Genomic DNA, 24451 nt, shown 5'->3' on the forward strand with positions numbered 1-24451 from the left:
CTATCCCGACCGGATAAACTGTGTTCGCCTGAGTGAGACCTCGGTGCCGTTCTCACTGGCAGCCGTCAGCGTGAACGACCCGGAGGGACGGACAGTCCAGAGACGACCGTCGTCACCCGTCGTCCCGACGGGCTGGCCGTCGACCAGCACCGTCCCGTTTTGCGTGATCCCGCCCGGCGTGGACAGGTTGACCCGCATCGGTCCGGATTCTGTCGTCGTGGTGACCGTCAGGTTGAGGTCGGCAGTCTCGTTGGACACAGTCCTGTAAACCGGAATCTCGGTCGGGTCGAGCGTCTGTATCTCGTGAAAGGCGTTGGTCGTCGAGCCGCTGAGATACGACGACAGACTGCCCTGCGGGTGGTCTGCTTCGATACGGTAGATACTGGTCGTCGGTCCGGCGGATTCGATGCGCCGGGAGAACTGCTGGTCGTTCGAGTACGCCCACGGGTACAGTTCGGTTGTGCGTTCGACGACCTGCGCGATGGCCTGCTGGTCGCCCTCCTCGAACTGGTCGGGCGCGCCGGGCTGATGCTCGCTCAACAGCGTGGCCTGTCGGCGGAACGTCGGTCCGTCGACAGTCGCGAGGACGAGCGCATCGTCGGCTCCCTCGGTGTAGACGACCAGCGGCTCGGCGTTGCCGACCACCGACTCGCGGACACGCTGGCTGAGTGGGGCCGGAAGCGTAGCGACGTTAGATTGGAGTCTCGAGAACCGATTCTCGAGCGAGACTGGAAGCGAGTTCCCGAACTCGGACTCCGCGCTGGCTTCGACCCGGTCGAGATACCGCTGGTACTCGGTCGCCCGGACCTCCAGCTGCACGAGCTGTCGGAGGAACTGCTGTCGGGAGAGGGTGCCGTCGTTGTACGACCGATAGAGCGATTCCTGCGTGGCGTTGAGTCGCGCCATCCGCGCCTCCGCGTCGGCGACGGTTTGTTCGACGACGGCGAGTTTTCTGTCGGCGTCGTCCGACTGGCTCGCGAGCCGCCTGTCGAACGTCTCGGTCCGGTGGGCCCCCTCTAGTTGGGTCGCGCTGGTGTCGACGGCACTCCCGACGTCAACGCTTGCGCGGACGTACTCCTGACGGTCGGGATTCGTATCGGGGAACAGGTAGTTCGTGGTATTCGCCACGTTGACGACGCGCGTTGGCTGCTCACCGAGGAGCGCCGGTGACGTATCGTCGTCGAGAGCTGGTGGTGGCGGGTGACCAGCGGCACCGACGCTGAGAACAGCAACCGCGAGGGCGACGAGCCCGAGTAGCAGGAACGTCCGAGACATCTACCCTCCCTATACCAACCCCGCCTACAAAAATTAGTCCCTTCTTCGACTGGTGAACGAGCGGTTCAGTGACGCCGAGACGGTTTACGAGCGATTTTAACGTTTTATTGCCGGATGGAAAGGGTTTTGCCGTCAGGCGAAGCACACGATGATATGGTCTCGGGGCCGCGTGCGTTGCTCGTTCTCAGCCTCGTAGTGCTGAGTGCAGTGGCAGTCGTCCCCGGGATGGCCTCGACCGGGCCGACAGACAAACAATCCCAGACTACCGGGGAACTGTCAGCGTCACAGACGATGGTCGTCGATCTCCAGCAAGATGGGGACGCTCGGTGGACGATAACCAAAACGTTCACTCTCAGTTCGCGAAACGAAACCGAAGCGTTCGACGACGTAGCGAGCGATTTCGAAGACGGACAGACCGACGACCTCGGACTGGCGGCCTACCAGCGTGCGAGCCAGCTGGCCAGTGAGTCGACGAATCGGGAGATGACTATCACGGACATCACACGGGAGAGTTCACGGACTGGGACGGCGACGAATGGCACGGGGCAGCTCTCGATTTCGTTCACCTGGACGGACTTCGGACGGATAGAATCGGACACGTTCCACGTCGACGACGTGTTCGCGACCAGTCCGCGGTGGCTCGACGGGCTCTCGGCGGACCAGCAACTCATCATCATCCCACCGGAGGGGTACCGCTTTTTCGATGCCTCGGTCTCCGTGACACTCCGGAACGGGACGATCCAGTGGACCGGGCCCCGCGATTTCACGGACACCACACTCAGTGCCACGTTCGAGCAGACCGGCGATATCGACCCGGGAACGACGACGCCGGGTGTGACGACCGGGACGACTGCGCCCCCACCTGATGGGAACAACACCAGTTCGTTCCTGTGGCTCGGGCTGGCAATGCTCGGTGCTGGCCTCGTCGGCTACCTGCTCGTCCGAGACGGCGACATTCTCGACGCGCCCGGTGGCGGAAGCGAACCGCCAACGGACTCATCCGACGGCGGACCGGCCGCGCCGGCGACGCCAGCGGCCGGCGAATCCACGACTGAAGAACCAGTCGCCGAGAGCGACGACGGGAGCGAGAGCGACGCCATCGACGAGGAGTTGCTCAGCGATGAGGAACGCGTCGAGCGCCTGCTCGAGCAGAACGGCGGGCGGATGAAACAGGCAAACATCGTCAAGGAGACGAACTGGTCGAACGCGAAGGTGTCGCAGTTACTCTCCTCGATGGAAGAAGCGGGTGAGATAAACAAACTCCGCATCGGTCGGGAGAATCTCATCTCGTTCCCCGACCAAGACATCACCGACTTCGAAGAGTGACAGCGTCGTCACCGAACTAGTAAACGGTTGACTAGTTTCCACACACCTGAAAACGTTTATCGGGATTGGGGTCGCATGCTCGACTGTATGAAGATTCTCGTTACAGTCTCCGAAGCCGTCGACGTCGACGACGACTTCGAGATCGCCGGGACAGCTATCGACGAGCGGTATCTCACCTACGACTTGAACGAGTGGGACAACTACGCCGTCGAAGAAGCGGTCCAGATTAGCGAAGCCTCCGACGACGTGGAAGTCGTCACCGTCACGGTCGGCCCGGAGCGAACGGAAGAAGTCATCCGGCAGGCCCTCGCGAAGGGTGCAGACCGCGCTGTTCGCGTCTGGGACGACTCGCTTGCAGAGGCGACAGTACTCGACCCCGCAACGAAAGCAGCGCTCATCGCTGCCGTCGCGCGCGAAGAAGAGCCAGACCTCGTCCTCACCGGCGTCCAGTCCGCGGACTACTCGTTCGGTGCGACCGGCGTCACGCTCGCGTCGGAACTGGACTACGAGTGGGCCGCCGTCGTCAACATGCTCGACCTCGAAGACGGCACGGCCAGCGTCCACCGCGAACTCGAGGGCGGTATCGAGGAACTGACCGACGTCGAACTACCCGCGGTCCTGACGATCCAGACCGGTATCAACGATCCCCGCTACGCCAGCCTCCGTGGGATTCGACAGGCCCAGAGCAAGCCACTGGACGTCAAGACGCTCGACGATGTGGGCGTCGAAGTCGGGGACCTCCCGCTGACGCTCTCGTCGCTGTACGAACCCGAAACCGAGGGCGAGGCAACGCTGTTCGAGGGAAGCGCCGAAGAGACGGCCGGACAACTGGCTGAGCTTCTCGAAGAGAAGGGGGTGGACGCATGAGCGTTCTCGCCGTCGCCGAACACCGACGCGGCGAACTCCGTGACGTGAGCTACGAACTGCTGACCGCCGGCCGCATACTCGCCGACGCGACTGATGGCGACCTCCACGTCGCGGTCGTCAGCGGTGACGTCGACGCCTACGCCGATAAGCTGAACCGCGACGACGTCGACGCAATCCACACCGTCGACCACGGCGAGGAGTTCAACCACGACGTGTACGTCCAGGCCGTCGAACAACTGGTTGACAGCGTCGACCCGACGTACGTGCTCGCGCCCAACTCGGTCAACAGCCTCGACTACGTCCCCGCGCTCGCCCAGCGACTCGACTACCCGCTCGTGACCGACGCCGTCGGTTTCGATGTCGACGACGGACTGACGGTCACTCGCGAACTCTACGGCGGGAAAGCGGAGAGCACCATCGAGGTGGCTGGCGACCGCGCAGTCCTCACTATCCGGGGCGGCGAGTGGCCCGCTTCCGAGGGGACCGGTGAGGCCGAAATTTCCGCCTTCGATGCCGACATCGACGAGAGCGCGGTTCGCTCGACCGTCACCGGCTTCCAGGAAGTCGGCGCTGGCGACGTGGACATCACCGACGCCGACGTGCTCGTCTCCGTCGGCCGAGGTATTGAGGAAGAGGAGAACCTCGACATCATCCACGACCTGGCCGACGCGCTGGGTGCCACCGTCTCTGCCTCCCGGCCGATCGTCGACAACGACTGGCTCCCCAAGGACCGGCAGGTCGGCCAGTCCGGCAAGGTCGTCTCCCCCGACATATACATCGCGATCGGTATCTCCGGAGCAGTCCAGCACGTCGCCGGGATGAAAGGCTCCGAAATCATCATCGCGATCAACGACGACCCCTCCGCGCCTATCTTCGACATCGCCGACTACGGAATCGTCGACGACCTCTTTGATGTCGTGCCGGCGCTGACCGAGGAGTTCGGCGGGTAACGAATAGACGGGTGTGTTCGGACGGTCCCCAAACATATCCCCACTGCGCCCGTGAGTGACAGTATGCGCGACGAAGAAGAAATCCGCGAGCAGTACGAGTTTCTGAAGGAGCAACTCGACTCCGAAGAGATGAAACACGAGAGTGTGCGCCAGATGTTCACGTACTACAAACGGGCGCTCGGCTGGGCACTCGAAGAAGAGCACATGTAAACGGCCCGCGGCGGGAGTAGCAGCTCAGGCGAGGAAGACGTGCCGCGGTTTGTCGGCGAGGATGTCCCGGCCCCAGTCGACAGTGTCGGAGAAGTCATCGGAGCGGAAGAAGGCCATTGCGTCCTCCTTCGAGTCCCACTGGCTGGCGATGAACATGTCGTTCTCGTCGTCGACGTTGGCCAGCAGCGACGTCTCGCGGTGGCCGTCCATACCTTCGAGTACCCCGCCGACGACATCGAACTTCTCGACGAAGTCCGCTCGGTGTTCGGGTTTGACGGTGTAGAACATCCCCATCGTACCGAAGCCCTCGCCTTCGCCGGCCCAGCCGACCACGCCGGGCAGATCCGAGAGGTAGTCACTGGCTGTGTCGGCAGCGTCTTCGGTCTCCCAGAGGCTGACGACGGCGTTTCGCTCGCTGTCAGGATCTTCGTAAACTTTCGTCCCGCCGTGGGTGTCGTAGCGGTCGAAGCCGTCCGAGAGGTCCTCGACTTCCGCGACGAGTGCGTCGCGGTCAGCCTCCGAGTACAGCACCAGCGCGTAGATGTCCTCGCCGTGGGGCTGGCCAGCGTAGATGTCGAGGTCGGCCAGTTCCTCGCGGATGCTCTCGGACCCGTCCTCGTCGTCGGCCGCCTCGGTCGCCGTCTCGCCGCTACCGTCGAGCGGCCCGCGAACCGTCTCGGAGATACCCGGGAGGTCGGTCAGGAAGCCGTGGGCGGTGTCGGCAGCCCCCTCGTTGTCCCAGATGCTGACGACGGCTGCGCGGCCACCGTGGGCGCGTACCGCCGACGCGACGTGGGAGTCGTAGTGCTCGAAGTTGCTTCGGAGCCCGTCGAGTTCGGAAGCGAGTTCCTGCGTCTCGGCGTCGGAGTACAGCACCAGTCCGTAGTCGCCAGTGTCGTAGTCCTCGCCAGCGTGGAAGCCGAGGCTGGCCAGGAGACTCTGTACGTCTTCGCGTTCGGTCTCTTCGACGCCGCCGTCGTGGGGGTGGTCACCCTCGGCTGAACTACCGGGGTGGGCACCGCCCCGTGACTCTGCATCGCCGTGTCCGCGGTCGCTGTGCCCGTCAGCGTCTGTCTCGGCGTGGACGTGCGCCTCGTCGTCGTGGTCGTGAGCGTGTGTCTCGTCACCGTGTCCCGCATCCGCGTCGGCCGGGTGGACCGGACCCGTCTCGGTCGCGCCGTCTGTGCCCTCGCTCGGGACCGGATCGCCAGAGAGAAGCGCAGGCAGGTCCGCCGGCGGGAAGCGGCGGCCGACGTAGAAGGAGCCGAAGTCGGCGTACTGCGAGGTCGAGGGGTCAAAGCGCATCTCGTAGAGCAGGTCTTTCATGTCGGTGAGGTCGTCGCCCCAGAGCGTGACGCCCCACTCCCAGTTGTCCATCGCAATTGCGCCGGTAATCATCTGCTGGACCTTCCCGCCGTAATCGCGGCCGATATCGCCGTGGGCGTCCATGTGCTCGGCCCGCTCGTCGAAGGGGAGGTCGTACCAGTTTTGCTCGGGCTGGCGGCGCTTGTCCATCGGATAGAAGCAGACGTGTGTCGCGTCCGGTACCGACGGTTTCAGCCGCGTCTGGATGTAGTTGTACAGTCCCGAGTCCTCGTCTAAGTCGCCCGTAAAGTAGTCGCGCGCGCGTTCGGAGTAGCCCGACGCTTCGGTGACCGAGACGAAAGAGGTCGTCCGCTCGGTAAAGCGGGCGAACTCCGTCTGCTCGAAGCGGCGTTCGAGCGCGCCGGTGTCGGCCGTCGACGGCCGGAGGTGAAGCACGAGGAGGTCCGCCTTGTGGCCGAGAATCGAGTAGAGGGCGGAAGCGCCCTCGTCGGCGTCCTCGACGGCGAGTGCCGACTGGAAGAACTCGATTCCGTCCTCGAGAGCGCGCTGACGCTCGCGTTCGGTGGCCTCACGCCAGGCACCCCAGTCAATCGTCCGGAAGTCGTGCAGCGTGTACCAACCCTCGTCGGTCGGCGGCGGGTCGCGTCGGTCTGGCATAGACGAAGGTTGTGCCGGAGCGCTAAGGAAGCTTGCCATTTCGTCAAGACATCGCGTTCGTCACGACCTCGACTTCCTGCTGGTCGAACGCCTCGTAGTAGAGCCTGATTTCGTAGATGTCGCCGTCGAAGTGCTGGTCTAGACTCGTCTCGGCATCAGACGCGACCGTGAGGTCTCCGAGACTGATTTCACGGGGTGGATTGCTGGCGTTCGCCGCTTCGTTGCCGTCGACGTACAGTTCGTACGAGTCACTGTCGTACGTCCCAACGACGACGTGTCGCTCGCCACGGTCGTATCCCCTGGCAAATATTTCACCGTTCTGCTGCCCACCGTTATCGTCAACCGTATAAGCAATATCGTAGGTCCCATCGGAACCACTTTTCAGTTCGAGAACCAGGTTCGTCCCGTCCTCCGTATCGATATGTTCGATTAGTTCTTGATGGTCGGCCGAATCAGGGCGGTACGCGACTGCGACAGTGAATTCAGAAACGGACGTCTCGGCATCGAGACTGTCCACAGTTACGTAGTCGTTACTACCATCGAAGTCGAGAGAACTGCCTCGCCAGATCGGATCACCCTGAATATTGCCGTCGTTGCCGTTTCCCGACCGGTCTTTGAGTGTATCCCCGCTGTCGCTGTCGAAGGTATAGTAGGCGATGAAATTCCCGACCTCCGACCGACCGTCGACCTGCTTGTTCACGAGTACGGAGCGGTCACCGTCCTGGGAGACGACTGTGATGCTGTCGCCGGGCGCAGTCGGTAACAGCACAGACTCCCCGGCGCTATCGGCGCTGAACGTCGTGACCTGCTTGCCGTTCAGTTTGACGGCTATGTCAGTCCCGAGGGCCTCGGGAGTCATCCGCAGGCCGGCCGGGGTCTGCTCGTAGTCGAACGACGCTTCGGCCGTCGGTGCCCCCGTTTCTTCGAGAAACGTCAGAGAGAGGAGAACGAGTGCAACAGCGAGCACCACGACCACGGCGACCAGCAGAATATTTCCAATTACCGGCGTCACTGCCCTCGCATCGTCGCCGTCTTCGACCATTGAACAGTTCTAGTTATTCAGTTCATAAAATAATCACGATAGGACGGCTCAGGAGAGCAACGCCGGCCCGAGAATCGTCGCCAGCAGGGCGATGAGCATCGTCACCGTGATTCCCATCGTAATCGTCGAGGCTAGCGACTGGCGGTTCGAGACGGGGAGCCGCGAGACGATAGCCTCGGTACTCGTCCGGAGGATGTGCCCGCCGTCCAGCGGGAATGCCGGGATACAGTTGAACACGGCGAGGTTGAAATTAATCCATCCAGTCCAGAACAGGACGTTCGCGAGCAGGAAGACGAGCCCCCCGCCGAGGAATCCGAGCGGGCCGCCGACGGTGTAGAAGTTAACGATCTCGCCGGTGAAGCCGGCGAAGTTGTAGCTGATTTCCGGCGAAAAGGCAGCCAGGAAGGGCATAAACAGGATACCCGAGATACTCACGAAGAGCCCCTCGAGTCCACCGGGCCCACCGCTGAGGAACGACAGGAACGTCGCTGCGGGGTAGGTGTCGATACCGAAGTCGTCGACGACCATTCCCGAGTACCCCGCTCGAAGTTCGACGCCGAGGTGGGCCTCGCCGTCCTGCTCGCCCAGCGTGACGGTGTAGGTCTCTCGTTCCCCGTCGACGTAGGCGGTAACGGTCACCTCGTCACCCGGTTCGTACCCGTCGAGGACGTCACCGAGTGCGGACGCGTTGACGACACGCTGGCCGCCGATGTCGGTGACGATGAGTGACGTATTCTGGGGTGCGCCTTCAGCGGCAAGTGCGTTCCCGGGTTGCACCTGTGCGACGAACGCGCCGACAGGCAGCGTCTCGTCGCCGCGGTCAGTCTCCAGGGAGACGATTTCACGGGCGGTGACAGCCTCGCGGAACGCCCCCTCACTCGAAACGGCGGTGCCGTTGACTGACTCAACCCGTGGCAGCGTGTCGCCGTCGAACGTGATGTTCGAGTACTGTCCCTCGACGACTCTGGTGATGACGGGATAGCGCTCGACAGTCACCGTTTCCTCGCCGTTGACGGTGACAGCGACAGTCCCACCGAGACGAGAGAGTTCGCGGTCGAGTTCGGTTTGATTGTCGACAGTGGTGCCGTTGAGTGCGGTGATGCGGTCACCGTGACCGATACCCGCTTCGGCGGCAGCGGAACCGGGGAACGTGTCACCGACGGCAGCGCCGGGTGCGACGGCAATCGACCCGGCGACGGGACCGAAGAGAAGAACGAAGACGATTGCAGTCAGTGCGAAGTTGTTGGTGACGCCGGCAGCGAACATTCTGGTCTGTGCACCGCGGTCCGCGTTCGCGCGACTCTCCTCGTCGGGTTCGACGAAGGCACCGATGGGGATGAACGCGAAAAAGACCAGTCCCAGCGAATCGATGTCGATGTCTTCGACCCGACAGAGCAGGCCGTGGCCGCCCTCGTGGACGACGAGGCCGAGCAGGAGACCGGTGACGATCTCGGGGGCGGCCGACAGCGGGAGAAACTCGTTGACACCGGGGATGACAAGCGCGTTCTGCGGATTTCTTATCGGCGACTGAGCGGCCTGTTCTGGTCGGAGACCGATGAAGATGGCCGAGGCGAAGATGACGGCACCGAAGCCGACCATCACGACCAGCGACATGCCGACGCCGATGTTCGACCACGCGCGCCAGAAGCGCCGCGGGCGGGAGAGTTTATCGAGGAGCTTGCGTCCGTACGTCGTGTGCAGCGTCACGAGCGGGCCGGAGACGCGCACGGAGTCGGGGAGGACACCACGTGCTCGCAGCGACATCACGACGAGCGTGTAGATAGCGATGCCGGCGAGCACCCACAGCCAGGTGTTTGCCATTACACCGGGGGAGGGGACAGTCGCCAAAGAGCGTTTGGTTCCGGACAGCGCCCGTGGTCACCGCTCGCGGCGCAACCGGGCGACGACAAAGTCGCGGTCGAGTTTGGCGAGGAACGGACCGAGCTTCGGCCCCTCCTCGTCGTCGAAGAACAGCTGGTAGCCGGCCGAAAAGAAGTCGCCAATCTCGATGTCGTGGCGCTTTGCCGTCTCGTAGATTTCGCCCTGGATTGCCTCGCCGTCGTGGCCGGCTTCGACGAAGTCCGCGAGGTCATCGAGCGCGGCGGCAGTGTCTGCGTCGAACTCCACCGCCGGCATGTCGGACCGCTTGAGTTCGTAGTCGAACTCGTTGCCAGTCCGGCGTGCCCACTCGCGGGCGCGCTCGACGCGAGCGAGCGCTCCTTCGACGGCCCACTCGGGTGCGTCGTCGGGGATGTGCCCCTCTCTGCGAGCGATTTCCTCGCGCAGGTCGGTGTCGTCAGTCATCCCCAGCACGGCGGCGAACGTGTAGGGGATACGGATGCGCTCTTCGCGCGGCTCGTCGACGACCATCGGGTAGGCTCGGTCGGCCCGTTCGCGCTCCTCGTCGTCGGTGTCGGTTTCGCCGAAGTAGGTAGCCTCGAACCGGTCGAACTCGTCGACGAGCTGGTCGAGACTCTCGATGCTGAAGTCGCGCTGTTTCAGCGGTGCCTTCGCGAAGAAATAGCGGAAGACCTCGGGTTCGAGCAGTTCCAGCACTTCGTCGACGGTGACGATGTTCCCCGACGAGGAGGAGAGCGCATCGCCGTCGAGCGTGAACCACTCGTAGACCATCGGCACGGGCGGGGTGATACCGAGGACGTTGCGCGCGATGTCGACGCCGCTGGGCCAGGAGCCCTCGGCGTGGTCCTTCCCGAAGGGTTCGAAGTCGACGCCGAGAATCTGCCACTGGCCGGGCCACTCGAAGCGCCAGGGGAGTTTCCCCTCGCTGAATGTTGCGGTCCCCTCATGACCACACCCCTCGATGGTGTCGTCGCCGGCCTCCCGGTCGGTACAGACGTACGAGACGGTGCCGGCGTCGAGGTCGATATCGGTGACGCCCTCGGTGAGAATCCCACACGCAGCGCACTGAGGGACGAACGGAACGTACTCGTCGTCAACCTTGTTCTGGTACTGCGAGAGTACCTCGCGAGCGTCGTCCGCGTGTTCGAGGACGTGGCGAACGACCGGGTCGAACTCACCGGATTCGTAGAGTTCCGTGTTCGAGACGAAATCGATGGGGACGCCGACGCTCTCGGCGTGGCGTTCGAGCAGGGTCGTAAAGTGTGCGCCGTAGGAATCACAGCAGCCGAAGGGGTCCGGAATCGACGTGTAGGGTTTTCCGAGATTCCGTCCAAGTGCGCCCGCATCGACCTCACCGAGGCCGACGACGTTCCCGTCAAGGTCGGCGAGCGTCCGTGGTATCTTCCGGAGTGCATCTTTGTCATCGGCAGTGAACACCTGCCGAACCTCGTGGCCGCGGTCGCGGAGCGCTTCGGCGACAAAGTAGCCCCGAAGAATCTCGTTGAAGTGACCGATGTGCGGGACGCCAGACGGGGAGACACCGCCCTTGACGACGATTGGTTCCTCGGGGTCGCGCGCCTCGACCGCGTCGGCGACCGAGTCGGCCCAGAAGGCGCGGTTGGTCCCGTCGAGCACCGCGTAGGGGTCCTCGTCGAACGTGGTGTCGGGAGCGTCGTCGGTCATGATTCGGAGACGATGGTCGTACCGTCGTGGTCACCATCCATAGCCTGCCGGACGGCTTCGGGGTCGGTTCCGTCGACGACCGCGGCGTTCAGGTCCGCTCGCTGGAGGAGCTTTGCCGCCAGCAGGTCGACCGGTGCGTTGCTGCCGGCGTCGACGTCGAGGTCGCCGACCAGCGAAACGAGTTCGCCGGCAGTCATCTCGTCGTACTTGGTCGCGGCGGGGTCCTCGTTGGGGTCGGCGTCGTAGACGCCGGATACGCTCGTCGCGTAGACGAGCAGGTCCGCGTCGGTGTACTCGGCCAGCGCAGTGCCGACGGCGTCGGTGGTGTGACCGGCTTCTGTTCCGCCCATAACCGGCAGGTCACCCCGGCGAAGTGCCTCGCGAGCGGTTTCGTGGTCTTCGGGCGGTGTCGGTGCCGCCTGGTCGTCCAGCGCGGCGATGAGTAGCCGGGCGTTCAGTCGCGTGACCGCGATGCCGAGCTGGTCGAGTTCAATTTCGTTCGCGCCGAGGTCGCGGCCGGCCGCGATGTACTCGCGTGCCGCCGGCCCGCCACCGACGACGACTGCGAGTTCGTGTCCGTCGGCGACGATATCCTCCAGCACAGATGCGTAGGCTGCGACCCGGTCGCTCTCGACCTCCGGGACGAGTACGCTCCCACCGATGGAGACGACGACTTTCATTGGCTCGGCGTAACCGCGATGCCGTCTTAAGGGTTGCCAAGCCGTCACCAGACTCCCCACAGAACCTATCAGCGGTCCGATTAACGTCAGACGCAATAGGCAATAATATCCTTATTTTGCGGCCAGAGAGTGGTATTTTCCTCTCTAGAGAAGTCGTAATTAAATCAGATTCGAGATGGGCGATACAACTTCAGGGACTTCGATAAAACATCTAAACGCCATTCGTACCGTTATAAAATGTCGTTTAACCGTGGAATCGGCTGAATCCTGTCGAACGAACCCAAAGGTTCCCGCCTTTATATGCAGGTATGGGCAGTACGAAGAAGTGAGGCAGACATGAGCGCCACACAACAGCCCTCTACCGACGACCGTTCGAAAGAAGAGCGCCTCAAGAGCTTCCTGGCACGGAAGGCATCGGACGGCGAGATGTACTTCAAAAGCAAGTTCATCGCCGACGAGGTCGGACTGTCACCGAAGGAGATCGGGGCATTGATGGTCAAGCTGAAAGACTCCGCCGCAGAACTCGAAATCGAAAAGTGGTCGTACACGAGCGCGACGACCTGGCGCGTCGAGTCGGCCTGATCGGTCGCGGACCGTAGACTGCCACTAGCCGTCCAGAATCCCCCTACTCGCGCGCCAGCCGAGTTTTTTATGCGCACGCGAAGTGTACGTCCGTTCGATGAGCGAGCGCGACGAGTCGGTCGCCCGGCCGACCACAGGTGACCTCGCTCGCGTTTTCACCGTTGTCGACGTCGAGACCGACGGCGAGACAGTGGTGTACGTCGGTCATCCCACCGTCGACCTGGGGACGCTCGAGCGCGAGGTCTGGCCGCTGTTTCGCGAGCAGGGCTACGAGATTCGTCTCCAGCGAGAGTACGACGGTACGGTTCCGCCAGACGCGTATGCGCTCGTCGCCGAACCCAGGGCAACCAGTGATGGAATACCGTGGCGGAACGTCCTTTTGTTCGTGCTTACCGTCGCTTCGACGCTGTTTGCGGGTGCGTTCTACTGGTACCAGCTCCCGGTGTTCGAGCAGCCACTCAGTGCGCTGGAAGCCTGGCCGTTCTCGGCGGCGATCATGGGCGTCCTCGGCGTCCACGAGTTCGGTCACTACGCGATGAGTCGCTATCACGACGTGGACGCCTCTCTTCCCTACTTCATCCCACTGCCTCTCTTCGTCGGGTCGATGGGTGCGGTTATTCGCATGCGCGAGCGCATGCCCGACCGGAAAGCGCTCTTCGACATCGGTGCGGCCGGACCGCTGGCGGGGCTCGTCGCGACGGCCGTCGTGACGCTCGTCGGCCTCCAGCTCGACCCGCTCCCGATTCAGGAGGCGGCCGCCAGCAGCGGTCAGGGGGCGCGCGTCGTCTTTCACAACCCGCCGCTGCTGTGGCTGTTAGCCGAAGAGAGCGGGACGGCAGCGAAACTCGAAGCCGGCCTGGTTCACCCCGTCGTCTTCGCCGGCTGGGTCGGGATGCTCGTCACCGTGTTGAACCTCCTCCCGGTCGGCCAACTCGACGGCGGCCACATCGTCCGCGCCATCGCCGGCCACCGACAGGAGACGTTGGCCGCTGCCGTTCCCGGCGCGCTCTTCGCGCTGGCTGGCTATCTCTACTTCGTCCGCGGCGGGCTCGACTCGGTCGGCATCTGGGCGATGTGGGGACTGTTCACCGCCGGTCTCGCCTACGCCGGCCCGGCGACTCCCGTCGTCGACGACTCCCTCGACCGGAACCGAATCGCCGTCGGGGTGCTGACGCTGGTCCTCGGCGCGCTCTGTTTCACGCCGGTTCCAGTGGAAGTAATCGGTCCTTGAGGAAGTCAACCACTCCTTACTTCCCGTGCGTGTACCCGCTGTCGGACAGTGGACTCCCATCGAGTGTCACACCTGACTCCGTGACTGTTCCGATACGAGCCAACGACACGGACAGCGACGAACGCACCGTGTCGAACCGCGATTCTGGCACCGTACAGACCAGTTCGAAATCTTCGCCGAAGAACACGCCAAGTTCTCGCCGCTCGGCGGCGTCGCTGGTCACCTCGTCGACTACCTCGTCGATTGGTAGCGGCGACTCGATAGCGAATCCACAGTCGCTGGCCTCTGCGAGTTGGTGGAGCGACCGCGCGAGACCGTCACTGGAGTCCATCATCGCCGTCGCCTCACCGGCGAGTGTCCGCCCGGCCTCGATTCGCGGCTCGAACCGGAACAGGTTGTTGGCCCGCTCGATATCGCCATCCCGGAACAGACGCAGTGCAGCACCGCTCCGACCGAGCGTCCCGGTCACACAGACCGCGTCGCCGGGCGTGGCACCGGACCGCAACACCGGCTTTTCGGCGCGGCCGACGACTGTCGAGGAAACGGTGAACTCCTCGTGACCGTCGAGGTCACCGCCCACGTACTGGCTGTCGACAGCGTCGCACACGTCACACGCGCCGTCGACGAAGGCCGCGATTTCGTCGTACTCGAAGGTAGGGGCACCATAGACGGCGACCGCCGCGACTGGGTCACCGCCCATCGCGGCCACGTCAGAGAGCGACGCGCCGACGGCCCGCCAGCCCGCGGTATATCGGGTCGTCCCCTCGGGAAAGTCCGTCCGGTCGTGGAGCATGTCCGTCGTCAAGAGTAGTCCGTCGACGACGGCAGCATCGTCGCCCGCGTGTGAGAGTCGGTCGGCGAGTCGGTCCAGCGCAGCCCGTTCGTCCATACTCCCGATTCGGACGGCGTCGTAAAAACGTCGGTCATCCGCCCGACCGGTGGCTTCAAGCCACTCTCGACCAACGGTGTGGTCATGAACGGCGACCGTCTCTCGACGCTCGTCGGCTTTCTGGCTGCGCTTGTGGTCCTCGCTGTCGTCGTCTGGGTCATCGGCATCGACGGAATCCTCGGCGCCCTCCAACAGGCCGACCGACTGGTTCTCCTCGGTGTGCTCCTGGTCGCAACCATCTGGCTCTCGGCGTGGGGGCTCGCACTCTGGACGGTCCTGAAAGCTATCGGCACGCCCATCTCCGCCCCGAAAGCCATCCTCGTCTTCGCCGCGGCAGTGTTCTCGAACAACGTCACGCCGTTCGGACAGGCCGGCGGTGAGCCGGTGAGTGCGATGCTCATCTCCTCGGTCGCCGACAGCGAGTACGAGTCCGCCCTGGCCGCGATTGCCAGCGTCGACACGCTTCATTTCGTCCCATCGATTTCCTGTGCTATCGTCGGATTCGTCTACGTCGTCGCCGGCGCGGCCAGGTTGACCCAGGACGTGTTCGTCGCAGCCGCCGGTGCCGTCGTCCTCGTCGCCGTTATCTTCGCCGTGGCCACGCTCGGCTGGCGAAACCAGCGCCGCGTCGAGTCGACGCTGGTCCGGGTCGTCACCCCGATTCTCGGTCTCGTTTTCCGTTTCGTTCCCGGCCGAGCGCCACCCGGCCGGGCCGATATCCAACGCCGTGTGGGTGGATTCTTCGAGGCCGTCGGTCGCGTCGGTCGGGATCGGCGGACGCTCGTTACTGCGATGACCTTTTCGGCAGTGGGCTGGGTCGCTCTCTCCACGTCGCTCTGGCTTTCACTGTACGCGTTGGGGTACGCCGTCCCCTTCGCCGCGACGCTGTTCGTCGTTCCGGTCGGGTCGATTGCCGGCGTGACCCCACTCCCTGGCGGCCTCGGTGGCATCGAGACGGTGTTTATCGCGCTCCTCACGCCGACCGCCGGCGTCTCGGCCTCCGTCGCCACCGCCGCCGTGCTGGTCCACCGCGGTGCGACGTACTGGCTCCCCACACTCGTCGGCGGTGGTGTGGCAGCGGTTATCGGGGCACAACACCGGTGACAGCGGCGGGTGGAAGACGACGCGCTTAAATGACGGCAAAGGGAAAGAGACTCCAATGACGACACTCTACGACGCGCCCGCTGAGGACCTCATCGAGGCGGTCGCCGAGAAGCTCGCCGAGGAAGCAGCTATCGACGAACCCGAGTGGCTCGAATTCACCAAAACCGGCGTGGACCGCGAGCTCCCGCCCGAACAGGACGACTTCTGGGTCCGCCGTGCAGCCAGTCTTCTCCGGAAAGTCGCGACCAACGAACCCGTCGGCGTCGGCAGCCTCCAGACCGAGTACGGCAACGCAAAGCAGGGCACGAACCGCTACCGCGTTCGCCCGCGCCAGCAGTCCGAAGGCTCCGGCAACATCATCCGAACCGCGCTCCAGCAACTCGAAGAGGCCGGCTACGTCGAAACCGCAGACGGCGAGGGCCGCGTCATCTCCGCCGAGGGTCGCAGCCTCCTCGACGACACCGCCGGTGAAGTCCTCGAATCGCTCGACGACCCGGCGCTCGAACGCTACGCGTAAACTCACGTTTTTTCGACGAGTATCAGAGACACCGCTCAGGAGACGAGTCAGTTGAATTCGACGCCAGCGAGTTCGATTCGCACGCCGCCCGTGCTGCTTTCCGTCATCGATATCTCCCAGCCGTGTGCGTCTGCGATGTCACTCACGATAGCCAGTCCGAAACCAGTCCCGTCCCGGTTGGTCGAGTATCCGCTTTCGAACACCCGTTCGCGGTTCGCTTCGTCAACGCCAGGACCGTCATCGGCGACGTAGAATCCCTCCCGCTCCTCAAGAGCGCCTATCGTAACCGTCACGTCCTCTCCACCGTGTTCGACAGCGTTCCGCATGAGGTTCTCGAGGAGTTGTCGCAGGCGAGAGCGGTCGGCCTCAAGCTTCCGGTCGATTTCAATCGCGAGCGAGGCTGTCCCCGTCGAAACCGTTTGCCAGCAGCCGTTACTGAGGGATGCGAGTTCGACTCGATCCGTCTCGGTGACCAGATTCCCATCCCGAGAGACGGTCAGGAGGTCCTCGATGAGTGTCTGCATCCGCTCGTGAGCCTGCACGACATCAGTGAGGTGGTCGCTGTCACAGTCCTCCATCGCCAGGTCGAGGTGGAGCATGGCGACGTTCAGCGGGTTCCGGAGGTCGTGGCTGACGACGCTGGCGAACGCGTCGAGACGCTCGTTCGTGCGTTCCAGTTCTCGCTCGCGCTCTTTCCGGTCCGAGATATCCCGCGTGTTGACGACGTAGTGTCCCTCCGGCGTCGGATCCGACGAGGCGGTAGATTCGACCCACCGATAGGTTCCATCCGCCTGTTCGTGTCTGTACTCGACGGATTCGACTGTGTCGTCGGAACGAGAGACGACGGTCTGGAACGCGTCGCGAACCGCTTTGCGGTCGTCGGGGTGGAAGTACTCGGCAACCTGTTCGCCCACTAGCGCGTCCTGGTCGTAGCCGTACAGGCGCTCAATCGAAGGGCTTTCGTACTGGATGATTCCGTCCGCATCGACCACGGTAAGCAGGTTCGTCGAGTGCAGCGGAATCGTGTCCAGCGGGACCGACTCCTCAGAGACAGCGTCCGCCGGAGGATTCGTCCGCTCATCGTTGCCCATACCACGCCCTCTCACGGACAAATAATGACTCCTTCGCCGGGGGTCAACCGTGAGTCCAGAGAACGAGACTGCCACCCCATTCTCCGTAATCGTTTTGCACGCGAGTAGACAATGCGTAGGTATGAGTGGCGAACCCAGCGAGGAAGAACTCGAAGAGCTTCGCAAAAAGAAGCGAGAGCAGCTCAAAGAACAGGCAGAAGGACAGGACGGAGAGGCAATGGAAGCCCAGCGCCAGCAGGCCGAGGCCCAGAAGAAGGCGGTCCTCCGCAAGAGCCTCACCGACGGGGCGCGCAAACGGCTCAACTCCGTCAAGATGTCCAAACCCGAACACGGTGAGAAAATCGAACAGCAGATCGTCGCACTCGCCCAGAGCGGCCGTATCCAGGGCAAAATCGACGAGGAAAAGATGAAAGAACTGCTGCAGGAACTCACGCCGGACTCCAAAAGCTTCGACATCCGTCGGCGGTGAGCGTGGAAGTCGGATTGCTGTACAGCGGCGGTAAAGACTCGACGCTCGCCGCACTCCTGCTCGAACCGGTCGCGGACGTAACCCTTCTGTGTGGAACCTTCGGGGTGACCGACGACTACGAACACGCACGCGCGGCCGCCGATGCCGTCGGATTCCCGTCAGAGCGACTCGACCTAGCGCCGTCCGTCGCAACCGACGCCGTCGAACAGATTGTGATGGACGGGTATCCCCGCAACGGCATCCAGCAGGTCCACGAGCACGCACTCGAACGTGCAGCCGCGACAGATTTTGACGCCATCGCCGACGGGACGCGTCGAGACGACCGCGTCCCGACCGTCGAGCGGCCGCTGGCACAGAGTATCGAGGACCGACACAGTGTCGCCCACCTCGCACCGCTGGCCGGCGTCGGCCGAAGCGCTATTGACACACTCGCCGAGGCGCACCTCGACATCGAGACGGGGCCGAGCGAGACAGTCTCGAAAGGCGACTACGAGACAGAACTCCGAGCGCTCCTCGCAGACGAATACGGCCGCGAGCGCGTCGAGTCGGTGTTTCCCTCACACACCCAATCGCGGGTAACCGGCCGGCGCTAAACCGGTCTCAGTACGCGGGAACGCTACGAGAGTTTATTTGTTTTAGCTCCCAACTTCCCCGTATGGGGGTACCGATGAAATTCTTCGTGCCATTCGATGGGACAGAACTGGCCGTGGCTGCACTAAAACGAGCAGACTCACTCGCGACTGGAACGGGGGCCGAGATCGTCGTCGCCACAATCATCCCGAAAGACCGCGAGTACGCGCTCGAACGGGGATGGCTCGACAGCAACGAGACGTTCGAAATCGAAGCAGTCCGGGATACGCTGCGATCGCAGGTCGCCGAAATCGCACTGGACGCCGAGTTTCGGTGCGAGAGCGTCCGATCGTACATCAGTGCCGGGAACATCGCGACACGCTTGCGTGACATCGCGACGGATATCGACGCTGATGTGGTCTTTCTCGGCAGCGAGAACGTCGGCTCTATCGCCGCACCCGTCGGCTCTATCGGGTCGAACGTCGCCACGCGCGTTCCCTACGACATCTACCTCGTCCAGTCGCGGGACTAGCGCTGGCCGACGACCCACTTATCCGAGTAGGCCCTGCCACACGCACAGGAGACGTATCCGTGGATGACGTCGCCTTCGGCGTAGAGGTCTCCCACCTCCTCGTTCTGTTCTTCCGCGAACGCAAAGACGAAGCGTGCTTCGTGGTCGTCACCGTCGCCTGCCGGACAGGTGCCACCGGTACAGTCGGCGTCGATGGTTCCCTCGGTGCCCATCGCTTCCTTGGCGAACGCCATCGGGTCGATACCCGCGGCCTGCTGGAAGACGCTTCGAGCCTTCTCGCCAGCGAGGACGAGAACGATACCACCGTCGACGCGTTCGCCGTGTGCCTCCAGCGCCTCGGGGTTCGAGACGGCTGCCTCGTCAAGGTAGATGAACACGTCCTCGGGCCGGTCACCGGCCAGAAACGCCGCACGGTCGCTCTCAGTCATTACTGACGGAGACGAGAGCGGCAGGGAAAAACGCCGCGTTCTAGATGGAGAGGAAGACGTTGACGAGCCACTTCGTCGCGAGCGCGGTCAGCGACCCGATCCAGGTCAGCATGACGAAGTGCAGGTACGTGTTCATCTTGTGCCCGCCGTCGATGGTCCGAATCATCAGCGCCGAGAGCATCGCGCCGAACATGATGATGATTATCAGCAGGAACTCGATGAGCGGGATGTCGTAGACGCCGGTGTTGATGAGCGTCCCCACGTCGAAGTTGGAACTGGTCTCTAAGTCCAGGCTCATATTCGCGAGAATATTGACAACCTCCAGCCCGATGAAGAAGGCAAAGGTCGACGCCGCCGTAATCCCGTACAGCAGCCCGACGAGCGTTGTCGTCGCCTGCTTGCGCTGCTGGCGAAGCTGCAGCACCTCGTTCATGTTCTCGGCGATGAGTTCGCCGAGTACCTTCGGCGAACCACCCATCTCGCGGCCCACGAGGTACATCTCTGAGAACGTCTGGATCAGATAGGACCGACACTCGGCGGTGAAGTATCGCCAGGCCTCGGATGTCTCGATGCGCATATTGAGCCGCTTGTAGAGGCCGTTGATGTTGTCGGTCAGCACCCCGAAATCCTTCTTTCGGAGCGTTTTGAGAACCATCGAGGTCGTCGACTGTTTGACCCCCTCCGTGGCACCGAGCGCCCGGATAAAGCTCGGGAACTCCCCGTCGCGTGCCTTGACTTTCTCCTCTTCCTGTCGCATGACGAGACCGGGAATCAACAGCGGCGTTATCGGAATCGCCGCGTACATCGGGAGCGGCAGTGGTTCCGAAACGAACGGGACGATATCACCGAGTGCGACCGGGCTGAAGCCGAACATGCCGCCAAAGGAGACGAACAGCAAGACCAGCGAGAGGCCGACGCCGGCGGCAAAGCTCTTCTGAGCGCGTTCGTCGGTCGGTGAGGACTTCTCCGGCGGGTGGTACCACAGCGGGTCGTAGGGGGCCATCGACCGAATCGCGAGGAAAAACCCCGACTGAACGAAAATGTACATGACGATGACGGCACTGACCGTCAGCGTCGGGTTCGTCCCGGTCAAGATCGGCAACACGACCGCAAACACCAGCGCGAACGTCATCGACAGCACCATCGACAGGTAGAGGTCCTTCATCACCTCCAGACTGTCCAGCGAGGACTCGTAGACCGTCGAGTACTCCTGGATGATCTGTTCCTGTTCGGTGATGAGGTAATCCTTGAGCGACTGCCCGGCACCGAGCGTGTACGCGAGGCGGTCGAAGAAATCCGACACTGCGTCGCTGGGGACCTCCTTCGCACGACGGCGAAGCGCGTCGTCGAGGCTCTGGTTCCAGGTGTCGACCAGCTGGACGACGCGGTGCATCTCGTTTGCGAGTTCGCCGTACTCCTCCTCGCGCGCGAGCTTCCGGAACACCTCCATCCGGTCGATGTTCGTCGTCGCCAGCACGGTCATGTGCGTGACCAGTAGGTGAAAGCGATTGTTGAGTTGGCGCTTGCGCTGGGAGAGCAGGATTTTCGGATAGAACAGCGCCGCGCCGAACGCGAGCAACCCCAGCAGTGGAATCGGTGCGCGAATCGACATCGGCAGGTCGATCAGGAGAGCAGCGACGATGGTCACCACGAAAAACGCGCCAGAGGGAATGAGAATGAAACTGAGGTACTGCTGAATCGGCATCTGCATCCGGCGATACGACTCCAGTAGTGACTGGATCGTCTCGGAAACCGTCAGATTCAGTCCGCCCTCTTCGGTGGCCATCAGTCTCGTCGGTGGATGTCGAAGGGGAGCCCCTCGACGCCGTCTCGCTGGTAGTCCGCGATCAGTTCGTTGACTTCGTAGTAGCCGAGGATACCCTCCTGAATCGCGCGCTCGATGATGCGCGCCCGGAACTGCAGGTCGTCGTAGATGTCACGGGTGTCCTCGTAACCGAGCAGCGTCGCGATCTGCTCTTCGAGCACGTAGGAGTTGTTCATCCCCTGGAAGACGATCTCGTCTTCGACGGGGTCCCAGTAGAACGACTGGCGGGTGACGACACCGTCCATCTCCTTCGAGTACCCCTCGATTTCCTGGACGGAGGTGACCCGGCGAAGCACCTGATCGCCCTGTTTGACCCGGTTCTGGAACAGTGCCACGTCGGCCACGTCCATGAACGTCTCGGGGACGTTGATTGGTTCGCCGGTAAAACGCTGGATCATCGAGACGATGTCGCTAGCGTGGAAGGTCAGCATGACCGGGTGGCCGGTCTGGGCTGCCTGGAACGCCATCCGGCCCTCCTCGCCACGGACCTCACCCACGATGATGTAGTCGGGGCGAGACCGCAGTGCCGCAGCAACCAGGTCGAACATGTCGATAGAGGTGTCCTCGCTTTCACCTTCGCGCGTCAGGAGTTGCTGCCAGGTGTCGTGCGGCGGGACGACCTCCGCGGTGTCCTCCGCGGTGTAAATCTTCGAGTCCCGCGGGATGAAGGCCATAATCGAATTCAGCGTCGTCGTCTTCCCCGACGCCGTCTCCCCGACGACGAACACCGTCTGTTCGTTCTCCAGACACAGCCAGAGGTACGCCGACAGCTCCGGGCTGAGCGTGTTCCACTTCGTAATCTGGAAGATGGAGAGAGGGATATCCTCGCCCTGACGGATGGTCAGCGAGGGGCCCTGAATGGACACGTCATCGGAGTAGATGAGATTCAGGCGCGAGCCGTCCGGGAGCGTGGAGTCGACGATAGGGTCCGAGTCCGAGACGGGGTCGCCGATACGTTCGCCCATGTTCTTGAGCCACTGGTCGAACGACTCCTTCGACTCCCACTCGACGGTCGTCTCGAGCATCGAGTACACCGAGTGGTCGACGAAACACTGGTCCCGGCCGATGACGTGGATGTCCTCGTTTGCCGGGTCCCGCATGACCGGTTCCAGCGGGCCGAGCCCGACGATGTCGCGGTTCAGCCGGTAGCGGATGTTCTCGTAGGTCTCCTGGTTGAGTTCGACCTTGCCAACGTCGGTAATCTTCGAGAGGCGCGTCAGGACACCGCTGTCGCTGGTTTCGCGGTTCTTGACGCGGGTGGTCTCCTGGAGGAGTTCCTCGATTCGGTCGTCGTACTGGGCCTCGTTTTCGGGGGCTTCCTTGGTGACGCTGCGTTCGAGCAGGCGGTTTCGGACCTTGTCGAACACGGGGCGCTCTTCTTCACCCAGCTCCGGCTCGATGGCGTAGTACTTCATGTCCTGGCCGATGTCGCCGTAGATGTGGGTGTAGATGGGGCCACCGACCGGGTAGAGGACGTTCGGACGGTCGGTCTCGTAGTCGTCGTCGGCCTCCTCGATGAACTTCGGGAACTCGCCGGTAATCTGTTTGAACTTCTTGAGGTGTTCCCGGAGGTGCGGTCGTCTGGCTGCGTGTTGTCTGAGTTCGTCCGACGGTTTTGCGCTTCCGTGTTCAGTCATGGGTAGATTTTATGCGACACTGCGGCTCTCGATGACGATACCAGTGCCAGAACGCACCGAGTATCCGATGGTGTCACCCACCTGTTCGCCCATCCCGGCAAACCGCATCACGCTGATCTGCCGGCGGACGTCGTTCCCGACCTCGACCATCTCGAGTTCGAGGAAGACGTCCGCGATCGACCGGAACGGGCCGATGGCTTCCTCTTCGAGGGTCGTCGGGTCGACGGTGAGGACCACGACCTTTCCCTGAGAGATGACATCCCGGAAAAACGAGATGATCTCCAGTGCGGCCTGGCGCTCCTCGTTTTCCCTGACCAGCGCCTCGAATTTGGGGTCGTTCCGGAGGATGGCGTCGAACGTGTCGATGATGACGATGTCCGACTCCCACATCACCTCAGCCTCCATCAGACGCTTGAGCAGGTCCTTTCGTTCCTCCTCGCCGCTGTCGTCGGAAAAGGCACTCTTCGAGTCCCCGATGTCGGCGTGCAAAAAGAGCACGTTCTCGTCTAACATGTGGTCGACCATGTCGTAATCCAGGGAGTTCATCTGTTCTAAGAAACTCCCGACGGTCAGTTCGGTCGACAACATCGTGACGGTGTTGCCCTCCTCGCAGAGTCCGTAGGTGAACCGCTGGCTAATCGCGGATTTGCCAGCACCGTAGTCTCCTTCCACGAGGACGATACTCCCCGGTGGCAGGCCGCCACCGAGTTCCTTGTTCAGTCTGTCCCGCTCGTCCAGTCCGATGGAGAACAGGTCGTTACTTGCAATACTCATGTGCGGAATTCGAACACCTCCTCGTCGCCGTTGACGATGACCTTCGCCCGGTGGTCACCCGAAGACAGCCCCGGCGCAGAGACGTTGACGCGGACGACCGCCCCGCGGTCCCAGGTATCGCTCTCCCCGAGCACCGTGACGGTCTTGTCGCTGGCCGGCGTGAACTGCCCGTCTATCAGCACGTCGATCTGGTCGGGTTGGGCAGATAGCTGCCGGGAGCCGGTGTTTTTCACCAGCAGCGTGAGGTTGCCGTTGCCGTCGCAGTTGTAGACGCACGCGCCGGTTCCATTGTCGCTGATAACCTCGACGTCGGTCCGGACGTCGTCGCTCACCTGCAGTCCCTGGTCGTCGATAGCCCCGCTGAGCCGGTCGACGCTGGTAGTGAACACGCCCGCGACGCTCGCCGCGATGAGCATACTCGCGATGAACAGTATCATGTGCGAGATCGAGACACTCGCCATCAGGCGCTCACCTCCGTCACACCGTGGGTGTCGGCGATGCCCGGTCCGGAGACGAACTTCACGCGCTCGGGCGTGTCCGACAGGGCAGCCACAGAGTCACCGTCTGTCAGGACGAGTTGTTCGCCCGGCCGCCAGACGCCGGATTCCCGGCCGTCGACAGCCACGCGCTCGAAGTCGCTGCTATCGAGATACGATCCGTCGACGACCGCGTCGACACGGTCGGTCGACAACGTCGACTCGCCGGTGTTGGTGACCCGAAGCGTGAAATTCGACGACGAGGTGTTGTACGTCGCGTTGGTCACGTCGACCTGGGTACCAAGGATTGTCCGGTGGTGCTCGTCCCGGGCGTCCTGTGCGTCCCGAATTTCCTCAGTCGAGTTCGCCGTCGCCGTATAGAGGGAACTCACGGCGAGAAACAGCGCCGCGAAGACGATGAACGCGCTCCCGCTGGTTCCGAATCCCATC

The 24451-nt window shown here is 63.0% G+C and carries 25 protein-coding genes; 11 read left to right on the forward strand and 14 right to left on the reverse strand.

Translation table 11 applies throughout. The features are described 5' to 3' along the window. Complete coding sequence (locus WDJ60_RS00815; RefSeq protein WP_340097836.1) at window positions 1-1275, reverse strand: DUF7094 domain-containing protein; 1275 nt, start codon at window positions 1273-1275, stop codon at window positions 1-3. Between the two features lie 153 nt (window positions 1276-1428). Here WDJ60_RS00815 and WDJ60_RS00820 point away from each other — a divergent pair, with 153 nt between their 5' ends. The 4 genes from WDJ60_RS00820 (at window position 1429) to WDJ60_RS00835 (ending at window position 4628) form a co-directional block, all read left to right on the forward strand. Further along, window positions 1429-2601, forward strand: coding sequence for a helix-turn-helix transcriptional regulator (locus tag WDJ60_RS00820; protein WP_340097837.1), 1173 nt, complete (start codon window positions 1429-1431; stop codon window positions 2599-2601). An 87-nt stretch (window positions 2602-2688) separates the two neighbouring features. Beyond that, complete coding sequence (locus tag WDJ60_RS00825; RefSeq protein WP_340097838.1) at window positions 2689-3468, forward strand: electron transfer flavoprotein subunit beta/FixA family protein; 780 nt, start codon at window positions 2689-2691, stop codon at window positions 3466-3468. Then, window positions 3465-4418 carry an electron transfer flavoprotein subunit alpha/FixB family protein gene (locus WDJ60_RS00830; protein WP_340097839.1) on the forward strand — a complete coding sequence of 318 codons (954 nt, stop codon included), beginning with the start codon at window positions 3465-3467 and terminating at the stop codon, window positions 4416-4418. Before WDJ60_RS00825 ends, WDJ60_RS00830 begins: the two co-directional genes overlap by 4 nt. Window positions 4419-4481: 63 nt before the next feature. After that, the gene (locus WDJ60_RS00835) at window positions 4482-4628 is read left to right on the forward strand and encodes a hypothetical protein (RefSeq protein ID WP_340097840.1); all 147 of its coding nucleotides are present in this window, start codon (window positions 4482-4484) and stop codon (window positions 4626-4628) included. A gap of 24 nt (window positions 4629-4652) precedes the next feature. On the opposite strand, the gene WDJ60_RS00840 is transcribed toward WDJ60_RS00835, so the two are convergent. Genes WDJ60_RS00840 through pyrH form a run of 5 tightly spaced genes read right to left on the reverse strand, consistent with a single transcriptional unit; the run spans window position 4653 to window position 11876 of the window. Then, on the reverse strand, window positions 4653-6611 hold the full coding sequence (locus tag WDJ60_RS00840) for a heme-binding protein (protein ID WP_340097841.1): 1959 nt from the start codon (window positions 6609-6611) through the stop codon (window positions 4653-4655). A gap of 43 nt (window positions 6612-6654) precedes the next feature. Next, window positions 6655-7653 carry a LamG-like jellyroll fold domain-containing protein gene (locus WDJ60_RS00845; protein WP_340097842.1) on the reverse strand — a complete coding sequence of 333 codons (999 nt, stop codon included), beginning with the start codon at window positions 7651-7653 and terminating at the stop codon, window positions 6655-6657. Window positions 7654-7701: 48 nt separating this feature from the next. Continuing rightward, window positions 7702-9474: a site-2 protease family protein gene (locus WDJ60_RS00850; RefSeq protein ID WP_340097843.1), complete on the reverse strand. Its 1773-nt coding sequence runs from the start codon at window positions 9472-9474 to the stop codon at window positions 7702-7704. A 57-nt stretch (window positions 9475-9531) separates the two neighbouring features. Then, window positions 9532-11196 (reverse strand): lysine--tRNA ligase, encoded by a 1665-nt coding sequence (gene lysS, locus WDJ60_RS00855; protein ID WP_340097844.1) that lies wholly within the window; start codon window positions 11194-11196, stop codon window positions 9532-9534. Continuing rightward, window positions 11193-11876, reverse strand: a complete 684-nt coding sequence (pyrH, locus tag WDJ60_RS00860) for a UMP kinase (protein ID WP_340097845.1) — start codon at window positions 11874-11876, stop codon at window positions 11193-11195. Before pyrH ends, lysS begins: the two co-directional genes overlap by 4 nt. Window positions 11877-12212: 336 nt before the next feature. Between pyrH and WDJ60_RS00865 the strand changes: the two genes are divergently transcribed. Next, window positions 12213-12458: a DUF7123 family protein gene (locus WDJ60_RS00865; RefSeq protein ID WP_340097846.1), complete on the forward strand. Its 246-nt coding sequence runs from the start codon at window positions 12213-12215 to the stop codon at window positions 12456-12458. A 97-nt stretch (window positions 12459-12555) separates the two neighbouring features. Then, window positions 12556-13689: a site-2 protease family protein gene (locus tag WDJ60_RS00870; RefSeq protein ID WP_340097847.1), complete on the forward strand. Its 1134-nt coding sequence runs from the start codon at window positions 12556-12558 to the stop codon at window positions 13687-13689. A gap of 16 nt (window positions 13690-13705) precedes the next feature. Here the strand turns inward: WDJ60_RS00870 and thiL are convergent, their stop codons facing one another. Beyond that, window positions 13706-14578, reverse strand: a complete 873-nt coding sequence (thiL, locus tag WDJ60_RS00875; RefSeq protein WP_340097848.1) for a thiamine-phosphate kinase — start codon at window positions 14576-14578, stop codon at window positions 13706-13708. Window positions 14579-14662: 84 nt separating this feature from the next. On the opposite strand from thiL, the gene WDJ60_RS00880 reads away from it, so the two are divergent. Together WDJ60_RS00880 and WDJ60_RS00885 are read left to right on the forward strand one after the other, a co-directional pair. After that, window positions 14663-15682: a lysylphosphatidylglycerol synthase transmembrane domain-containing protein gene (locus tag WDJ60_RS00880; RefSeq protein ID WP_340097849.1), complete on the forward strand. Its 1020-nt coding sequence runs from the start codon at window positions 14663-14665 to the stop codon at window positions 15680-15682. Between the two features lie 55 nt (window positions 15683-15737). Then, entirely contained in the window at window positions 15738-16199 is a 462-nt protein-coding gene (locus tag WDJ60_RS00885; RefSeq protein ID WP_340097850.1) for a 30S ribosomal protein S19e, read from the forward strand. A 47-nt stretch (window positions 16200-16246) separates the two neighbouring features. Here the strand turns inward: WDJ60_RS00885 and WDJ60_RS00890 are convergent, their stop codons facing one another. Next, a complete protein-coding gene (locus WDJ60_RS00890) occupies window positions 16247-17290 on the reverse strand; it encodes a sensor histidine kinase (protein WP_340097851.1) in 1044 nt (347 codons plus the stop codon). Between the two features lie 121 nt (window positions 17291-17411). Here WDJ60_RS00890 and WDJ60_RS00895 point away from each other — a divergent pair, with 121 nt between their 5' ends. The 3 genes from WDJ60_RS00895 (at window position 17412) to WDJ60_RS00905 (ending at window position 18861) form a co-directional block, all read left to right on the forward strand. Beyond that, window positions 17412-17759: a DNA-binding protein gene (locus tag WDJ60_RS00895; RefSeq protein ID WP_340097852.1), complete on the forward strand. Its 348-nt coding sequence runs from the start codon at window positions 17412-17414 to the stop codon at window positions 17757-17759. A 2-nt stretch (window positions 17760-17761) separates the two neighbouring features. Beyond that, window positions 17762-18352, forward strand: coding sequence for a DUF7411 family protein (locus WDJ60_RS00900; protein ID WP_340098354.1), 591 nt, complete (start codon window positions 17762-17764; stop codon window positions 18350-18352). Window positions 18353-18414: 62 nt separating this feature from the next. Then, window positions 18415-18861: a universal stress protein gene (locus WDJ60_RS00905; protein ID WP_340097853.1), complete on the forward strand. Its 447-nt coding sequence runs from the start codon at window positions 18415-18417 to the stop codon at window positions 18859-18861. Here WDJ60_RS00905 and WDJ60_RS00910 read toward each other — a convergent pair. Genes WDJ60_RS00910 through arlF form a run of 6 tightly spaced genes read right to left on the reverse strand, consistent with a single transcriptional unit; the run spans window position 18858 to window position 24450 of the window. Further along, on the reverse strand, window positions 18858-19289 hold the full coding sequence (locus WDJ60_RS00910) for a DUF5807 family protein (protein ID WP_340097854.1): 432 nt from the start codon (window positions 19287-19289) through the stop codon (window positions 18858-18860). The two genes, WDJ60_RS00905 and WDJ60_RS00910, sit on opposite strands and share 4 nt — an antisense overlap. 40 nt (window positions 19290-19329) lie before the next feature. Continuing rightward, window positions 19330-21075, reverse strand: a complete 1746-nt coding sequence (gene flaJ / locus WDJ60_RS00915) for an archaellar assembly protein FlaJ (protein WP_340097855.1) — start codon at window positions 21073-21075, stop codon at window positions 19330-19332. Then, window positions 21075-22751, reverse strand: a complete 1677-nt coding sequence (locus WDJ60_RS00920; protein ID WP_340097856.1) for a type II/IV secretion system ATPase subunit — start codon at window positions 22749-22751, stop codon at window positions 21075-21077. The genes flaJ and WDJ60_RS00920 overlap by 1 nt, the downstream gene beginning before the upstream one ends. Window positions 22752-22760: 9 nt before the next feature. Continuing rightward, complete coding sequence (gene arlH / locus WDJ60_RS00925) at window positions 22761-23525, reverse strand: archaellum protein ArlH (RefSeq protein WP_340097857.1); 765 nt, start codon at window positions 23523-23525, stop codon at window positions 22761-22763. Next, complete coding sequence (gene arlG / locus WDJ60_RS00930) at window positions 23522-23986, reverse strand: archaellum stator protein ArlG (protein ID WP_340097858.1); 465 nt, start codon at window positions 23984-23986, stop codon at window positions 23522-23524. The genes arlH and arlG overlap by 4 nt, the downstream gene beginning before the upstream one ends. Then, window positions 23986-24450, reverse strand: a complete 465-nt coding sequence (gene arlF, locus WDJ60_RS00935; RefSeq protein WP_340097859.1) for an archaellum stator protein ArlF — start codon at window positions 24448-24450, stop codon at window positions 23986-23988. The genes arlG and arlF overlap by 1 nt, the downstream gene beginning before the upstream one ends. Between the last annotated feature and the right edge of the window lies 1 nt (window position 24451).

The sequence above is a fragment of the Salinibaculum salinum genome (assembly GCF_037645885.1).
GTDB lineage: Archaea > Halobacteriota > Halobacteria > Halobacteriales > Haloarculaceae > Salinibaculum > Salinibaculum salinum.

Bases quoted from the DNA above. Each gene is read 5' to 3' on its own strand.
- WDJ60_RS00815 (WP_340097836.1), bottom strand. From the start codon at position 1,275: ATGTCTCGGACGTTCCTGCTACTCGGGCTCGTCGCCCTCGCGGTTGCT.
- WDJ60_RS00820 (WP_340097837.1), top strand. From the start codon at position 1,429: ATGGTCTCGGGGCCGCGTGCGTTGCTCGTTCTCAGCCTCGTAGTGCTG.
- WDJ60_RS00825 (WP_340097838.1), top strand. From the start codon at position 2,689: ATGAAGATTCTCGTTACAGTCTCCGAAGCCGTCGACGTCGACGACGAC.
- WDJ60_RS00830 (WP_340097839.1), top strand. From the start codon at position 3,465: ATGAGCGTTCTCGCCGTCGCCGAACACCGACGCGGCGAACTCCGTGAC.
- WDJ60_RS00835 (WP_340097840.1), top strand. From the start codon at position 4,482: ATGCGCGACGAAGAAGAAATCCGCGAGCAGTACGAGTTTCTGAAGGAG.
- WDJ60_RS00840 (WP_340097841.1), bottom strand. From the start codon at position 6,611: ATGCCAGACCGACGCGACCCGCCGCCGACCGACGAGGGTTGGTACACG.
- WDJ60_RS00845 (WP_340097842.1), bottom strand. From the start codon at position 7,653: ATGGTCGAAGACGGCGACGATGCGAGGGCAGTGACGCCGGTAATTGGA.
- WDJ60_RS00850 (WP_340097843.1), bottom strand. From the start codon at position 9,474: ATGGCAAACACCTGGCTGTGGGTGCTCGCCGGCATCGCTATCTACACG.
- lysS (WP_340097844.1), bottom strand. From the start codon at position 11,196: ATGACCGACGACGCTCCCGACACCACGTTCGACGAGGACCCCTACGCG.
- pyrH (WP_340097845.1), bottom strand. From the start codon at position 11,876: ATGAAAGTCGTCGTCTCCATCGGTGGGAGCGTACTCGTCCCGGAGGTC.
- WDJ60_RS00865 (WP_340097846.1), top strand. From the start codon at position 12,213: ATGAGCGCCACACAACAGCCCTCTACCGACGACCGTTCGAAAGAAGAG.
- WDJ60_RS00870 (WP_340097847.1), top strand. From the start codon at position 12,556: ATGAGCGAGCGCGACGAGTCGGTCGCCCGGCCGACCACAGGTGACCTC.
- thiL (WP_340097848.1), bottom strand. From the start codon at position 14,578: ATGGACGAACGGGCTGCGCTGGACCGACTCGCCGACCGACTCTCACAC.
- WDJ60_RS00880 (WP_340097849.1), top strand. From the start codon at position 14,663: ATGAACGGCGACCGTCTCTCGACGCTCGTCGGCTTTCTGGCTGCGCTT.
- WDJ60_RS00885 (WP_340097850.1), top strand. From the start codon at position 15,738: ATGACGACACTCTACGACGCGCCCGCTGAGGACCTCATCGAGGCGGTC.
- WDJ60_RS00890 (WP_340097851.1), bottom strand. From the start codon at position 17,290: ATGGGCAACGATGAGCGGACGAATCCTCCGGCGGACGCTGTCTCTGAG.
- WDJ60_RS00895 (WP_340097852.1), top strand. From the start codon at position 17,412: ATGAGTGGCGAACCCAGCGAGGAAGAACTCGAAGAGCTTCGCAAAAAG.
- WDJ60_RS00905 (WP_340097853.1), top strand. From the start codon at position 18,415: ATGGGGGTACCGATGAAATTCTTCGTGCCATTCGATGGGACAGAACTG.
- WDJ60_RS00910 (WP_340097854.1), bottom strand. From the start codon at position 19,289: ATGACTGAGAGCGACCGTGCGGCGTTTCTGGCCGGTGACCGGCCCGAG.
- flaJ (WP_340097855.1), bottom strand. From the start codon at position 21,075: ATGGCCACCGAAGAGGGCGGACTGAATCTGACGGTTTCCGAGACGATC.
- WDJ60_RS00920 (WP_340097856.1), bottom strand. From the start codon at position 22,751: ATGACTGAACACGGAAGCGCAAAACCGTCGGACGAACTCAGACAACAC.
- arlH (WP_340097857.1), bottom strand. From the start codon at position 23,525: ATGAGTATTGCAAGTAACGACCTGTTCTCCATCGGACTGGACGAGCGG.
- arlG (WP_340097858.1), bottom strand. From the start codon at position 23,986: ATGGCGAGTGTCTCGATCTCGCACATGATACTGTTCATCGCGAGTATG.
- arlF (WP_340097859.1), bottom strand. From the start codon at position 24,450: ATGGGATTCGGAACCAGCGGGAGCGCGTTCATCGTCTTCGCGGCGCTG.